This window comes from Paraburkholderia sp. J41, assembly GCF_905220235.1.
Taxonomy (GTDB): domain Bacteria; phylum Pseudomonadota; class Gammaproteobacteria; order Burkholderiales; family Burkholderiaceae; genus Paraburkholderia.
This window is the reverse complement of record NZ_CAJMZE010000010.1, coordinates 85,484-99,202: the sequence shown is the minus strand read 5'-3', so window position 1 is coordinate 99,202 and position 13,719 is coordinate 85,484. Positions and strand designations below refer to the sequence as shown.

General features: G+C 62.8%; 13 protein-coding genes. All 13 read left to right on the top strand.

The features are described from left to right. The first annotated feature begins 45 nt into the window (after positions 1-45). The 13 genes from U5805_RS12845 (at position 46) to U5805_RS12785 (ending at position 13,719) form a co-directional block, all read left to right on the top strand. Positions 46-1,215, top strand: a complete 1,170-nt coding sequence (locus U5805_RS12845; RefSeq protein WP_322103854.1) for an ABC transporter substrate-binding protein — start codon at positions 46-48, stop codon at positions 1,213-1,215. A 222-nt stretch (positions 1,216-1,437) separates the two neighbouring features. Further along, the gene (locus U5805_RS12840; protein ID WP_322103853.1) at positions 1,438-2,493 is read left to right on the top strand and encodes a branched-chain amino acid ABC transporter permease; all 1,056 of its coding nucleotides are present in this window, start codon (positions 1,438-1,440) and stop codon (positions 2,491-2,493) included. A 4-nt stretch (positions 2,494-2,497) separates the two neighbouring features. Beyond that, positions 2,498-4,285, top strand: a complete 1,788-nt coding sequence (locus U5805_RS12835) for a branched-chain amino acid ABC transporter ATP-binding protein/permease (RefSeq protein ID WP_322103852.1) — start codon at positions 2,498-2,500, stop codon at positions 4,283-4,285. Next, positions 4,282-5,031 carry an ABC transporter ATP-binding protein gene (locus tag U5805_RS12830; protein ID WP_322103851.1) on the top strand — a complete coding sequence of 250 codons (750 nt, stop codon included), beginning with the start codon at positions 4,282-4,284 and terminating at the stop codon, positions 5,029-5,031. Before U5805_RS12835 ends, U5805_RS12830 begins: the two co-directional genes overlap by 4 nt. Positions 5,032-5,232: 201 nt before the next feature. Further along, the gene (gene mnmG / locus U5805_RS12825) at positions 5,233-7,191 is read left to right on the top strand and encodes a tRNA uridine-5-carboxymethylaminomethyl(34) synthesis enzyme MnmG (protein WP_322103850.1); all 1,959 of its coding nucleotides are present in this window, start codon (positions 5,233-5,235) and stop codon (positions 7,189-7,191) included. Beyond that, a complete protein-coding gene (rsmG, locus tag U5805_RS12820) occupies positions 7,188-7,886 on the top strand; it encodes a 16S rRNA (guanine(527)-N(7))-methyltransferase RsmG (RefSeq protein ID WP_322103849.1) in 699 nt (232 codons plus the stop codon). The genes mnmG and rsmG overlap by 4 nt, the downstream gene beginning before the upstream one ends. Positions 7,887-7,984: 98 nt before the next feature. Next, positions 7,985-8,755: a ParA family protein gene (locus U5805_RS12815; protein WP_322103848.1), complete on the top strand. Its 771-nt coding sequence runs from the start codon at positions 7,985-7,987 to the stop codon at positions 8,753-8,755. Positions 8,756-8,772: 17 nt separating this feature from the next. Beyond that, the gene (locus U5805_RS12810) at positions 8,773-9,660 is read left to right on the top strand and encodes a ParB/RepB/Spo0J family partition protein (RefSeq protein ID WP_322103847.1); all 888 of its coding nucleotides are present in this window, start codon (positions 8,773-8,775) and stop codon (positions 9,658-9,660) included. A gap of 74 nt (positions 9,661-9,734) precedes the next feature. Beyond that, positions 9,735-10,880 (top strand): SLC13 family permease, encoded by a 1,146-nt coding sequence (locus U5805_RS12805; protein WP_415914586.1) that lies wholly within the window; start codon positions 9,735-9,737, stop codon positions 10,878-10,880. Positions 10,881-11,145: 265 nt separating this feature from the next. Beyond that, complete coding sequence (locus tag U5805_RS12800) at positions 11,146-11,736, top strand: ATP synthase subunit I (protein WP_322103846.1); 591 nt, start codon at positions 11,146-11,148, stop codon at positions 11,734-11,736. A gap of 179 nt (positions 11,737-11,915) precedes the next feature. Then, positions 11,916-12,767 (top strand): F0F1 ATP synthase subunit A, encoded by an 852-nt coding sequence (gene atpB, locus U5805_RS12795; protein ID WP_322103845.1) that lies wholly within the window; start codon positions 11,916-11,918, stop codon positions 12,765-12,767. Between the two features lie 74 nt (positions 12,768-12,841). Beyond that, on the top strand, positions 12,842-13,111 hold the full coding sequence (gene atpE, locus U5805_RS12790) for a F0F1 ATP synthase subunit C (protein WP_028203308.1): 270 nt from the start codon (positions 12,842-12,844) through the stop codon (positions 13,109-13,111). Between the two features lie 137 nt (positions 13,112-13,248). Next, the gene (locus U5805_RS12785; protein WP_028213229.1) at positions 13,249-13,719 is read left to right on the top strand and encodes a F0F1 ATP synthase subunit B; all 471 of its coding nucleotides are present in this window, start codon (positions 13,249-13,251) and stop codon (positions 13,717-13,719) included.

The window sequence follows — 13,719 nt, the reverse complement described above, 5'->3', positions numbered from 1 at the left end:
GAGAACACGCAAAAAATACGCAGACAAAGCGTTTGGAGACGCGCAATGAAAACGAAGCAATGGGTGGTGAAGTCGATGAACGCCGCGCTCGCAGCGGCGTTGATGGGCACGGCGGGTCTGGCCGCCGCGCAGGTGAAGATCGGCGTGACGCTTTCGGCCACCGGGCCGGCTGCGTCGCTCGGCATTCCCGAGAAGAACACGATCGCGCTGCTGCCCAAGGAGATCGCGGGCAAGAGCGTGCAGTACATCGTGCTCGACGACGCGTCCGACACGAGCAAGGCCGTGCAGAACACGCACAAGCTGATCGACGAAGACCATGTGGACGCGATCATCGGTTCGTCGGTCACGCCGAATTCGCTGGCGATGCTCGACGTGGTGTCGCAAGGCAAGACGCCGATGATCTCGCTCGCGGCTTCCGCCGCCATCGTCGAGCCGATGGATGCGAAGCGCCAGTGGGCCTTCAAGACGCCGCAGAACGATAGCCTGATGGCCGACGCGCTCGCGACGTACATGGAAAAGCACGGCGTGAAGACGGTGGGCTTCATCGGCTTCACGGACGCCTACGGCGATAGCTGGTACAAGGAATTCAGCGCCGCCGCCGCGAAGCACAACCTCAAGATCGTCGCGAACGAGCGCTACAACCGCACCGATTCGTCGGTGACGGGTCAGGCGCTCAAGCTGATGTCGGCGAACCCCGACGCCGTGCTGATCGCCGGGTCCGGCACGCCTTCGGCATTGCCTGCCACCACGCTCAAGGATCGCGGCTACAAGGGCAAGATTTATCAGACGCACGGCGTCGCCAACAACGACTTCCTGCGTGTCTGCGGCAAGGATTGCGAAGGCGAATTGCTGCCCGCCGGCCCGATTCTCGTGGCCGATCAGTTGCCCGACTCGAATCCGGTCAAGAAGTCGGCGCTGGCCTACAAATCCGCCTACGAGAAAGCCTACGGCGCGGGGTCGGTGGCCACGTTCGGCGGCCATGCGTGGGACGCCGGCCAGATGCTTACGCGCGCGATTCCGGTCGCGCTCAAGGCGGGCGAACCCGGCACCGAGGCGTTCCGCGTGGCGCTGCGCGGTGCGCTCGAGAACGTGAAGGAGCTGCCGCTCTCGCACGGCATCATGAACACCACGCCGACCAACCACAACGGTCTCGACGAGCGCGCCCGCGTGATCGTCGAAATCGTCGACAACAAGTGGAAGCTGCAAAGCGAGTAACGCGCAGCGATGCGCGTTGAAGCGCGTTGAAGTGGGAAGCGCGGCGCTTCCCGTGAAACACCGGCGCGCCGCCCACTCGCGCGCGCGTCATTCTGGTCACGCACAATGATCGCGGTCGATGCGCGCGCATCGGTCACTGCCGCGCACATCGACCGGCCGTCTTGCGCTTGCTGGCCCGTCGTTCGGCGTCCGCTGTTTTCGGGGTTTCAGGAAGAGGGGAGTATGGATTTATCGATCGCCGCGATCCTCGCGCAGGACGGCATCACCACGGGTGCGATCTACGCGTTGCTCGCGCTCGCACTCGTGCTGGTGTTTTCCGTCACGCGCGTGATCTTCATTCCGCAGGGCGAGTTCGTCTCGTATGGCGCACTCACGCTCGCCGCGCTGCAATCGCAGAAGTTTCCGGCCACCTGCTGGCTGCTCGTCGCGTTGGGCGCGGCGTGTTTCGTGGTGGAGACGGCCGCGCTCGTGCGTCACGCCGAGCGGCGCAGGCATGCCGCCCGCACACTCGTCACGCTTGCGGGCAAGTATCTGCTGTTTCCCGTCGCCGTTTATGCGCTCACACGGGGCGTGGCGGCGCAGCCGATGCCGATGCTCGCGCAGATTGCGTTGACGCTCGCGATCGTCGTGCCGATGGGGCCGTTCGTCTACCGGCTCGCCTATGAGCCGATCGCCGAGGCGACGACGCTGCTGCTGCTGATCGTGGCCGTGGCCGTGCATTTCGCGATGGTCGGTCTCGGCCTCGTGATGTTCGGCGCCGAAGGCTCGCGCACCAACGCGTTCTCGGACGCCACCTTCAACGTCGGGAGCCTCTCCATCTCGGGGCAAAGCCTCTGGGTGATCGGCACGGCCGTCGTGCTGATCGTCGCGCTGTATCTGTATTTCGACCGCACGATTTCCGGCAAGGCGCTGCGCGCGACCTCGGTGAACCGGCTGGGCGCACGGCTCGTCGGCATCGGCACGACCCAGGCCGGACGCCTCGCGTTCACGCTGGCCGCGGGTCTGGGCGCGCTGTGCGGCATTCTCGTCGCGCCGCTCACGACCATCTACTACGACTCGGGCTTCCTGATCGGCCTGAAGGGCTTCGTGGGCGCCATCATCGGCGGTCTCGTGAGTTATCCGCTGGCCGCGGCGGGGTCCGTGCTGGTGGGCCTGCTGGAGTCGTATTCGTCGTTCTGGGCGAGTTCTTATAAGGAAGTGATCGTGTTCACGCTGATCATCCCGGTGCTGCTGTGGCGCAGTTTTTCGACGCCGCACGCCGAAGAGGACGAGGAGTGACGCGATGAAACGATTCGTCATGCACAACCGCTTCTTCTGGCTGTTCCTCGTGGTGATGTTCGCGCTGCCGGTGTTGCCGCATCCGCTGCGCATTCCCGAATACTGGATCACGCTGCTCAACTACATCGGCCTGTATTCGATCGTCGCGATCGGGCTCGTGCTGCTCACGGGCATCGGCGGGATGACGAGCTTCGGGCAAGCCGCGTTCGTCGGCCTGGGCGCGTATGCAACCGCTTATCTGACGACGCAATACGGCGTTTCGCCGTGGATCGCGCTGATCGTCGGCGTGGTCATCACGGGGCTCGTGGCGCTCGTGCTGGGACTCGTCACGATGCGGCTGTCCGGCCATTTCCTGCCGCTCGGGACGATTGCGTGGGGCCTCGCGCTGTTCTTCCTGTTCGGCAATCTGGACATGCTCGGCAAGTACGACGGCATCAACGGCATTCCCGTGCTCAACGTGCTCGGCGTCGAACTGGAAACGGGGCGGCACATCTACTACCTGATCTGGGTCGTCGTCCTGGCCTCGGTGGTGTCGGTGCAGAACCTGCTCAATAGCCGCATGGGCCGCGCGATCCGGGCGCTGCGCGGCGGCGGTCTGATGGCCGAGGCAATGGGCGTGAACACCGCGTGGATGCGCGTGGTGATCTTCGTCTACGCGGCCGTGCTCGCGGCCGTTTCGGGCTTTCTCTATGCGCATTTGCAGCGCGCCGTGAATCCCACGCCGTTCGGCCTCAATCACGGCATCGAATATCTGTTCATGGCTGTGGTGGGCGGCGTGGCGCACGTTTGGGGCGCGGTGCTGGGCGCGGCGATCCTTACGATCCTGCAAGACTGGCTGCAAACGCTGTTGCCGAAGCTACTGGGCGAAAACGGCAACTTCGAAATCATCGTGTTCGGCATCTTGATGGTGTTGCTGCTCCAGTACGCGCGGCGCGGCGTCTGGCCGTTCGTGGCGCGCTTTTTTCCGCGCGGTCCGCAGGCGCACGTCCCGCCGAACGCGGAGGCGTTGCCGCAGCGCAGCAAACCCGCGCCGGGCGAGATGCTGCTGACGGTGAACAAGGCGCGCAAGCAGTTCGGCGGATTGGTTGCGGTCAACGACGTGAGTTTTGAAGTGAAGGCGGGCCAGATCATCGGTCTGATCGGCCCTAACGGCGCGGGCAAATCGACAACGTTCAATCTCGTTACGGGCGTGCTCGAACCCACGAGCGGCGAGATTACGTTTCGCGGCGAGCGCATCGACCGGCTGACTTCACGTGAAATCGTGGCGCGCGGCATTGGCCGCACGTTCCAGCACGTCAAATTGCTGCCGACAATGACGGTGCTGGAAAACGTCGCGATCGGCGCGCACCTGCGCGGTCATGCGGGCGTGCTGCGCAGCGTCGCGAAGCTCAACGGCACCGAGGAAGGGCGACTCATGAGCGAGGCGGCGAAGCAGCTCAGGCGTGTCGGCCTCGAAGCGCACATGTACGACGAGGCAGGAAGTCTTGCGCTCGGTCAGCAGCGAATTCTGGAAATCGCGCGCGCGCTGTGCTGCGATCCCACCTTGCTGCTGCTCGACGAACCGGCGGCGGGCCTGCGTTATCAGGAAAAGCAGCAACTGGCGGCGTTGCTGCGCAAGCTACGGGAAGAGGGCATGAGTGTGCTGCTCGTCGAACACGACATGGATTTTGTGATGAATCTCACCGACCGTTTGGTGGTGATGGAATTCGGCACGCGCATCGCGGAAGGTTTGCCCGTGGACGTGCAGAAAGATCCGGCGGTCCTCGAAGCCTATCTGGGCGGGGTGGAATGATGACTGCACCCGTTCTGGAAGTTTCGAATCTGGCGGTCCGCTACGGCAAGATTGAGGCGTTGCACAACGCGGCGATCAAGGTGGGCAAGGGGCAAATCGTTTCGGTGATCGGACCGAACGGCGCGGGCAAATCGACGCTGCTCAATGCCATCATGGGCGCGTTGCCCGTAACGGGCCACGCGAGTGGCCGGATCGCCTATCTCGGTGACGAAGTGGGCACCATGCCCATTGAGCGTCGCGTCGCGCGCGGCATGTGCCTCGTGCCGGAAAAGCGCGAATTGTTCGCGTCGATGACGGTCGAGGACAATCTCGTGCTCGGGGCTTATCGACGCAAACGCGCTGGGGAGCGCAACTTTCTCGATCAGCTCGAACCGGTGTTCACGCTGTTTCCACGCTTGAAGGAGCGGCGCACGCAGGCTGCCGGCACGCTGTCGGGCGGCGAGCGCCAGATGCTCGCGGTTGGCCGTGCGTTGATGGGCAAGCCCGATCTGCTGATGCTCGACGAGCCGAGCCTCGGCCTCGCGCCGCTAATCGTGAAGGAGATTTTTCATATCATTAGCGCGCTGCGGCAAACGGGTGTCGCTACGTTATTGATCGAGCAAAACGCACGTGCGGCGTTGCAGATTTCGGATTATGGCTACGTGCTGGAAACCGGCGATCTGGCGCTCGATGGTCCGGCGAGCGAGTTAGCGCAGAATCCGCGTGTCATCGAAACCTATTTGGGGCTGGCGAAAAAGCCGGTTTGAGGCGACGACCGGCTTGGATCAAGCGTGCCATAGGCGGCGTGTTTCACGTGAAACACGCCGCTTTTTCTTGGCTTGCTGGTTTCATCGAAAGAACGAAATTCGGGCGTGAACGGACCAAAACCCGAAACCGTTATAATTCGTTCATACCACTTTTCAGAGAAGGCTCACGCGGTCGATTTCGACCCTGCGTGAGATCCCGCCATGCTTTATCCCACAGAGTTTGACGTTATCGTTGTCGGCGGCGGTCACGCCGGCACCGAGGCCGCGCTTGCCGCCGCCCGCATGGGCAACAAGACGCTTTTGCTTACCCATAACATCGAAACGCTCGGTCAGATGAGCTGCAATCCGTCGATTGGCGGCATTGGCAAAGGCCATTTGGTCAAGGAAGTCGATGCGTTGGGCGGCGCGATGGCAGCCGCGACGGACGAGGGCGGCATCCAATTCCGCATTCTCAATTCGTCGAAAGGCCCCGCAGTGCGCGCAACGCGGGCGCAGGCCGATCGCATTCTCTATAAAGCGGCGATCCGTAGCCGTCTCGAAAATCAGCCGAATCTCTGGCTGTTCCAGCAGGCCGTGGAAGACCTGATGGTGGAAGGCGATCGTGTGGTGGGCGCCGTGACGCAAGTCGGTATCCGCTTCCGTAGCCGTGCCGTGGTGTTGACCGCCGGAACGTTTCTCGATGGCAAGATCCACGTCGGTCTCAATCACTATACCGGCGGTCGTGCGGGCGATCCCGCCGCCGTAACGCTTTCGTCGCGGCTGAAAGAGCTAAAACTGCCGCAAGGACGCCTCAAAACCGGCACGCCGCCGCGTATCGACGGCCGTTCGATCGACTTTTCGGTGCTTGAGGAGCAGCCCGGCGATCTCGATCCGGTCCCGGTATTCTCGTTTCTCGGTCGCGCCGAGCAGCATCCGCGGCAGATTCCGTGTTGGGTCACGCATACGAACGAACGCACGCACGACATTATTCGTGGCGGTCTCGATCGTTCGCCGATGTATACGGGCGTGATCGAAGGCGTGGGACCGCGTTATTGCCCGTCGATCGAAGACAAGATTCACCGGTTTGCGTCGAAAGAATCCCATCAGATTTATCTGGAGCCTGAAGGTCTCACGACGAATGAGGTCTATCCGAACGGGATCTCGACGAGCCTGCCGTTCGACGTACAGCTCGATCTCGTGCATTCGATGCGCGGTTTGGAGCATGCCCACATTCTGCGTCCTGGCTATGCGATCGAATACGACTACTTCGATCCTCGCGGGCTGAAGGCATCACTGGAAACGAAGGCCATCAGTGGCCTGTTTTTCGCGGGCCAGATCAACGGCACGACCGGCTATGAAGAAGCGGCGGCGCAGGGTCTTCTGGCCGGTATCAACGCGGGTTTGCAGGTGCAGGGCAGGGAAGCATGGTGTCCGCGTCGCGATCAGGCTTATCTGGGCGTACTGGTCGACGATCTGGTGACGCGTGGCGTGTCGGAGCCGTATCGCATGTTCACGAGCCGTGCAGAGTATCGCCTGAGCCTGCGCGAAGATAATGCCGATATGCGCCTGACCGAGATTGGTCGAGAACTGGGCGTGGTCGATGACGTCCGCTGGGAAGCCTTTTGCCGCAAGCGCGACGCTGTTTCACGTGAAACAGAGCGCTTGAAGTCGACCTGGGTGAATCCGAAAACGCTTTCCGCCGACGAAGCCACGGCCGTGCTGGGCAAGGGCATTGATCGCGAATACAATCTCGCCGATTTGCTGCGCCGCCCCGGCGTGACTTACGACGGTGTGTGCAGTCTGCGCGAAGGCGCGTGTGCGCCCACTGCGCCGCTCGCGGACGATGCGATCCTGCTCGAGCAGATCAAGGAACAGATCGAGATCGGTGTGAAGTATCAAGGCTATATCGACCGCCAAGCCGATGAAATCGAGCGCAACGGCGCGCACGAGAACACGCGTTTGCCCGAAACCATTGATTACGCCGAAGTGCGCGGCCTGTCGTTCGAAGCGCGCCAGAAGCTCAATCAGTTCCGTCCTGAAACGATCGGCCAAGCGTCGCGCATTTCCGGCATCACACCCGCCGCAATTTCGCTGCTGATGGTGCATCTCAAGCGCGGCCTCGGCCGCCGTCGCCAGAACACGGGCGATGCTGGCGCCGATTCGACGCCGGTGGTGCAATGACCGGCCGCGCTCGCCAGCCCGGCATTGCCGACCGCGACGCTCTGGCTCGTCTGCTCGAAGAGGGCGCGAAGTCCTTGGGCATCGAATTGTCCGCGCATCAACACGAACAACTGCTCGACTACGTGGCGTTGCTCGCGAAATGGAACGCCGTGTATAACCTCACGGCGATCCGCGATCCGCGTCAGATGCTGATTCAGCACATTCTCGATTCACTTTCGATCCTGCCGCATTTGCCCGCCCAAGCCGGCGCCGCCGTGCTCGACGTGGGTTCGGGCGGCGGCTTGCCCGGAATCGTGCTCGCGATCGCGCGCCCGGACTGGCACGTTACGCTCAACGACATCGTGCAGAAAAAGTCGGCATTCCAATCGCAGGCCAAGGCGCAACTCGGCCTCGCTAACCTTGCCGTGGTGACGGGGCGCGTCGAATCGCTGCGGCCTGGCGTGGAAGTTCCGAAAAAATTCGATCTGATCGTGTCGCGGGCATTCGCGGAACTCTCCGATTTCGTTACACTGGCCCGTCATCTCGTCGCGGACGGCGGCGCCATCTGGGCGATGAAGGGCGTGCGCCCAGAGGGCGAAATCGAGCGGTTGCCGACGGGCGCTCAGGCGATTCGCACGATACGCCTCGACGTGCCGATGCTCGACGCGGAGCGTCATCTCACGGAAGTCACGGTCGAACCGGCCGCGGCAAGCTGAAACACCGCAACAGCGCTGGCCGAACGGCCGAATGGCGCGCCCGTCCGGCGTGTCGTAACGTAAGCAAACTTTAAGGCAGTAAAAGGGACACACGAACGATGGCAAAAATCTTCTGCGTTGCGAACCAGAAGGGCGGCGTCGGCAAGACGACGACAACGGTCAATCTCGCCGCGAGCCTCGCATCGCAGGGACAACGTGTCCTTCTTATCGATCTCGATCCGCAAGGCAACGCCACGATGGGCAGCGGCATCGACAAGGCCGCGTGCGAAAACACGGTCTACGAAGTGCTGGTCGACGGCGTGGCGGTGAACGACGCGCGCACGCGCCCGGAGGCGGTCGGTTACGACGTGCTGCCGGCGAACCGGGAGCTCGCCGGCGCGGAAGTCGAACTGGTGAGCGTCGAGCAACGCGAGCGGCGCCTGAAAAATGCGCTGGCCGACGTCGGCGATCAATATGACTTCGTGTTGATCGACTGCCCGCCCGCGCTTTCGCTGCTCACGCTCAACGGCTTGTGCGCGGCGCACGGCGTGGTGATCCCGATGCAGTGCGAATACTTTGCGCTGGAAGGGCTTTCGGATCTGGTCAACACGATCAAGCAGGTTCACGCGAACATGAATCGCGACCTCAAGGTAATCGGCCTGTTGCGCGTGATGTTCGATCCGCGTATCACGCTCCAGCAGCAGGTTTCCGAGCAGTTGAAGGAACATTTCGGCGATAAGGTTTTCGACGCCGTGATTCCGCGCAACGTCCGCCTCGCGGAAGCGCCGAGCTACGGCTTGCCGGGCGTGGTATTCGATCGCGCGTCGCGCGGCGCGCAGGCGTATGTGCAATTCGGCGCGGAAATGATCGAGCGCGTGCGCGCACTCTGAGAGACTGGGGAAGCACGATGAATGCAGTAGCACGAAAGAAGGGCCTGGGCCGCGGACTGGAAGCCTTGCTTGGCGGCAGCGCCGACATCACCGAGGCGGTGAAGATCGAAGGCGCGCCGAACACGCTGCCGCTCGCGCAGATGCAGGCCGGCAAGTATCAGCCGCGCACGCGCATGGACGAGGGCGCGCTTCAGGAACTGGCCGCGAGCATTCGCGCGCAGGGTTTGATGCAGCCGATTCTGGTGCGTCCGGTCGCGCCGGGGCGCTACGAAATCATCGCGGGCGAGCGGCGTTTTCGCGCGGCGAATCTCGCGGGCCTCACCGAAGTGCCGGTGCTCGTGAAGGACGTGCCCGATCAGGCCGCTGCCGCGATGGCGTTGATCGAGAACATTCAGCGCGAGGACCTCAATCCGCTGGAAGAGGCGCAGGGCATCCAGCGTCTGCTCGACGAATTCGACTTCACGCATGAACAGGCGGCGGAGTCGGTGGGGCGCTCGCGCAGCGCGGTGTCGAACCTGCTGCGTCTGCTTAATCTCGCGATGCCCGTGCAGACCATGCTGCTCGCCGGCGACCTCGATATGGGTCACGCGCGCGCGCTGCTCGCGGTGGACGCCGCCACGCAAATCGCGCTCGCCAACCAGGTGGTCAACAAGCGCATGTCGGTGCGCGAAACCGAGAAGCTCGTTTCGGCGACGACCAAAGCCGCGCCCGCGGTGAAGGCGAAAGCCGCGCACGACGGCGGCCGCGACACGCGTCGTCTCGAAGAAGAACTCTCGGATCTGCTCGCCGCCACGGTGAAGATCAAGCTGGGTCGCCGTGGGCGGGGGCAGCTCACCGTGGACTTCGGCGATCTCGACGCGCTGGAGGGCATCCTGATACGCCTGCGCGGCGAAACGGCCGTCTGATGCAGCCGCCGATGTATGTGCCGATATATTCCCTGACGCGTAACTTCGCGCGTGCGCACGTCGCGTAAGCCGCCGTGCGTGAACCGGTAGCGGGCGCGCAGCCCGCGAATTTGCTGCGCCGAATCGTCAAGGGCATTGCGGCAGAGCCCGTGCTCGCTATTCTCGTCGTGACGCTCGTCGCGCTGCAAATTTTCGCGCCGCAACCGCTCGCGAAGCTGCCGTCGCTCGTCGACTGGCAAACGGTGATGACGCTCGCGGGCCTGCTCGTTCTTACCAAGGCCATAGAATATTCAGGACTCCTGACCTGGCTCGCGCACAGGGTTGTCCATCACATTCGCTCGGAGCGCGGGCTTGCGCTGCTGCTCGTGGCGCTGGCCGCGGCGCTCTCGACAGTCGTCACCAACGACGTCGCGCTATTCGTCGTCGTGCCGCTCGTGCTCTCGCTGCACAAGCTCACGCCGCTGCCGCTCAAACGGCTGGTGATCGTCGTCGCGCTCGCGGTGAATGCGGGCTCGGTGCTCACGCCGCTTGGCAATCCGCAGAATCTGTTTCTCTGGCAGGTGAGCGGCGCGTCGTTCGGCGCGTTCATGGTGGCGCTCGCGCCGTTGTGCGCGTTGTTGATGGCGATGCTGGTCGGGCTCACGGCGGCTTTCTTCGAGCCGCGCGAACTCGATCTCTCGAAGGACACGGCCCCGCATGCCGTCGACCGCACGCTTGCGGGCGTGGCCGCCGTGTTGTTCGCGGCTTTCGTCACGCTCGCCGACGCGCACCACGCGGGCATCGCGCTCGCAGGCGTCGGCGCCGGTTTCCTGATGTGGCGCCCGCGCATCGTGCTCAAGATCGACTGGCTGCTGCTGCTGATTTTCGTGCTGATGTTTATCGTCCTGCGCAGCGTGGCCGCGCTGCCGTGGATTCATCACGCACTGTCCGCGCTCGCGCTGCAAACGCCCCTGCGCGCTTTCGTCGCAGGGGCGGTCTTGTCGCAGGGAATCAGCAATGTGCCGGCCGCCATCGTGCTCGCGAATTTCACGCACGACTGGCGCGCGCTGGCGTTCGGCGTGAGCGTGGGCGGCTTCGGCGTCGCGATCGGCTCGCTCGCGAACCTCATTGCCGTGCGCCTTGCCGGGGAACGCGGGGTTTGGGGGCCGTTTCACCTGGTTTCGGTGCCGTTCTGGGTCGTGGCGGGAGCGGGCGGCGCGCTGCTGCTGCATTTTTTCTGACGTAAAGCGTCCCATAAGTACCGGATTGGCATCGCTTTTCTCCATGCCGAAACGTCATGAATCGTTCCCTTACAGTTACCGATATCACGCTTCTCACGACGGCTTTTTCGCATCATGGAGGCGCGTTTCACGGCCCCTTATTGAACGGCCTAAAGTCTTGAATTGCCTGCAACTATCGCTTACAATCGCCCGGATTTATTTGGTTGGTGGTGTTGTAAGCGTCTTGTAATTAGGCGCGCGCAAGACAAATTTTCCGGAATCAGCGATGGTGGATCAGAGGCCAGACGAAGCGCCGCCGGCGCATGAAGGGCCCGATGTTCCGCTGGGCGCGACTGCTGCATCCAGCCGGGGGCCGGAGGCAGCCGTAAAAGATAACGGGCGCGATCACAACGCCCGCTGGGATGAGCTGGACGCCAGCCAGCAAGATAACAACGACATCGTTGCGCTCACCCGCGCCGAAGCCGAGCAGCTTTTCGGCGCTCAAGTGAGTCGCCCATCGCGCGTCACGCCGTTTCGGGTTGTGGCGGCGCAAGTGGTTTTGTCCCTGGTTGCAACGTTGGCATGGTGGCTGTTTTATAAGCCGCCGGGGGTTGCTGCGCCGGGCGTGCCGCTTTCGGCGTTCCTGGGCGGAGCGATCTGCTGGCTGCCCGGCGCGCTGTTCGCCGCGCGCCTCAGTCAGTTGAGTAAAGCCGGGTCCGCGCTGAGCTGGATGCTCGGCGAAGCAGTCAAGATGGGTGCGACGATTGCGATGTTCGTCGCCATCGCGTTCTGGTTTCACGACGTGCAGTGGATTCCGCTGCTCGTCACGTACCTGATCGCACTAAAGACATACTGGATCGCGCTCGCGTGGCGCTGACCCGCCAACATCGCGCCGCCTGCCAAGGCGTCGAGGCGATCGAGGTGGACGGGCCGGCGGGTGCGAGCCGGCCGATGCGTAGCGAATAGACACGATCCGCGGTGGCGTGTTCCCGCAATACGGCATTGCGGCGGGAACGGCCGAAAACGATTTTCGACAATTTGGGTGGCTTTAACGATATGGCAGCTAGCGAAGGAACGCGCGCTCTGGATCCGTCCGAGTATATTGCGCACCACTTGCAGAACTTTTCCACCTCGCACCAGACGTCGATCGTCGACTTTCACGTCTGGAATATCGACACGCTGTTCTGGTCGATCCTGTGCGGCCTCGTGACCATCGCGCTGCTGCGCATCGCCGCGAGCAAGGCGACTTCGGGCGTGCCGGGCCGCTTTCAATGCGCCGTCGAAATGCTGGTCGAGCTGGTCGAGGACCAGTCGAAGTCCATCATCCACGGCAACCGCAAATTCATCGCGCCGCTCGCGCTGACCGTGTTCGTCTGGGTCGCGCTGATGAACTCGCTCGACTTCGTTCCCGTCGACCTGCCGGGCCGCGTGATCGGCTGGCTGGGTCTCTCCGAAGCACTCCCGCATCAGCGCATCGTGCCGACCGCCGACCTCAACGGCACGTTCGGCATCGCGCTCGGCGTGTTCGTGCTGATGATCTACTACAACTTCAAGATCAAGGGCGCGGGCGGCTTCGTCCACGAACTGCTCTCGGCTCCGTTCGGCGCACATCCGCTGCTGTGGATCCCGAACCTTGCACTCAACATCATCGAGTTCGTCGCAAAGACGGTTTCGCTCGCGCTGCGGTTGTTCGGCAACATGTACGCGGGCGAACTGCTGTTCCTGCTGATCGCCCTGCTGGGCAGTCTGTGGACCTTCGGCGCGGACACGACGGTGCTTGGCTTCATCGGCCATGTGATTGCGGGCAGCGTCTGGGCGATCTTCCACATTCTGATCGTCCTGCTGCAAGCGTTCATTTTCATGATGCTGACGCTGGTGTACATCGGCCAGGCACACGACAGCCACTAAGCGGCTATCGAACCTCGAATTGCAGTTTTAAGTTTCAAATCCCCAGTTCCAGAAAATCTCACAAAGGAGTGATCATGCAAGCTTTCATCGCCAACATCCAGGGTTTCACGGCCATCGGTATCGGCATCATCATCGGCCTGGGTGCAATCGGCGCCTGTATCGGTATCGGCTTGATGGGCGGTAAGTACATCGAAGCGTGCGCGCGTCAGCCCGAGCTGATGAACCCGCTGCAAACGAAGATGTTCCTGCTGGCCGGCCTGATCGACGCGGCGTTCCTGATTGGCGTTGGTGTTGCAATGCTGTTCGCGTTCGCTAACCCGCTGCTCTCGAAGCTCGCGGGCTGAGTTCCCAGGAAAGTTGCGCCTGACCTATAAAAGAGGTGGGCGCAGGGCGGAACGGGTGCTGGCGCTCTTCGAGTTTTTCGACCGATGAGCGCCTTGCCGTTTCAATTCCCCGGAATAGCAACGTTTAAGGAAACACCGTGAATCTCAACGCAACCCTGTTTGCGCAAATGGTCGTGTTCCTGATCCTCGCGTGGTTCACGATGAAATTCGTGTGGCCGCCGCTGATCAACGCCCTCGACGAGCGCTCGAAGAAGATCGCAGACGGCCTGGCCGCTGCGGAAAAGGGCAAGGCGGAACTGGAAGCCGCGCACAAGCGCGTCGGCGAAGAACTCGCTACGGCCCGCAACGAGGGTCAGAGCCGTATCGCCGATGCTGAAAAGCGCGCTCTGGCCGTCGCAGAAGAAATCAAGGCCCAGGCGCACGCGGAAGCGGCGCGCATCATCGCTCAGGCGAAGGCGGACGCCGACCAGCAGGTCGTCAAGGCACGCGAAGCGCTGCGCGCCGAAGTCGCCGCTCTCGCCGTGCAAGGCGCCGAGCAGATCCTGAAGCGCGAAGTCGATCAGTCGGCGCATGCCGAACTGCTGAATCAACTGAAAGCCGAGCTCTGA

What these genes read in the sequence shown, in the direction of transcription:
- U5805_RS12815 (WP_322103848.1), top strand. Translation starts at nt 7,985, where the DNA reads ATGGCAAAAATCTTCTGCGTTGCGAACCAGAAGGGCGGCGTCGGCAAG.
- U5805_RS12840 (WP_322103853.1), top strand. Translation starts at nt 1,438, where the DNA reads ATGGATTTATCGATCGCCGCGATCCTCGCGCAGGACGGCATCACCACG.
- U5805_RS12835 (WP_322103852.1), top strand. Translation starts at nt 2,498, where the DNA reads ATGAAACGATTCGTCATGCACAACCGCTTCTTCTGGCTGTTCCTCGTG.
- atpE (WP_028203308.1), top strand. Translation starts at nt 12,842, where the DNA reads ATGCAAGCTTTCATCGCCAACATCCAGGGTTTCACGGCCATCGGTATC.
- U5805_RS12830 (WP_322103851.1), top strand. Translation starts at nt 4,282, where the DNA reads ATGATGACTGCACCCGTTCTGGAAGTTTCGAATCTGGCGGTCCGCTAC.
- U5805_RS12845 (WP_322103854.1), top strand. Translation starts at nt 46, where the DNA reads ATGAAAACGAAGCAATGGGTGGTGAAGTCGATGAACGCCGCGCTCGCA.
- rsmG (WP_322103849.1), top strand. Translation starts at nt 7,188, where the DNA reads ATGACCGGCCGCGCTCGCCAGCCCGGCATTGCCGACCGCGACGCTCTG.
- U5805_RS12800 (WP_322103846.1), top strand. Translation starts at nt 11,146, where the DNA reads ATGGTGGATCAGAGGCCAGACGAAGCGCCGCCGGCGCATGAAGGGCCC.
- atpB (WP_322103845.1), top strand. Translation starts at nt 11,916, where the DNA reads ATGGCAGCTAGCGAAGGAACGCGCGCTCTGGATCCGTCCGAGTATATT.
- U5805_RS12810 (WP_322103847.1), top strand. Translation starts at nt 8,773, where the DNA reads ATGAATGCAGTAGCACGAAAGAAGGGCCTGGGCCGCGGACTGGAAGCC.
- mnmG (WP_322103850.1), top strand. Translation starts at nt 5,233, where the DNA reads ATGCTTTATCCCACAGAGTTTGACGTTATCGTTGTCGGCGGCGGTCAC.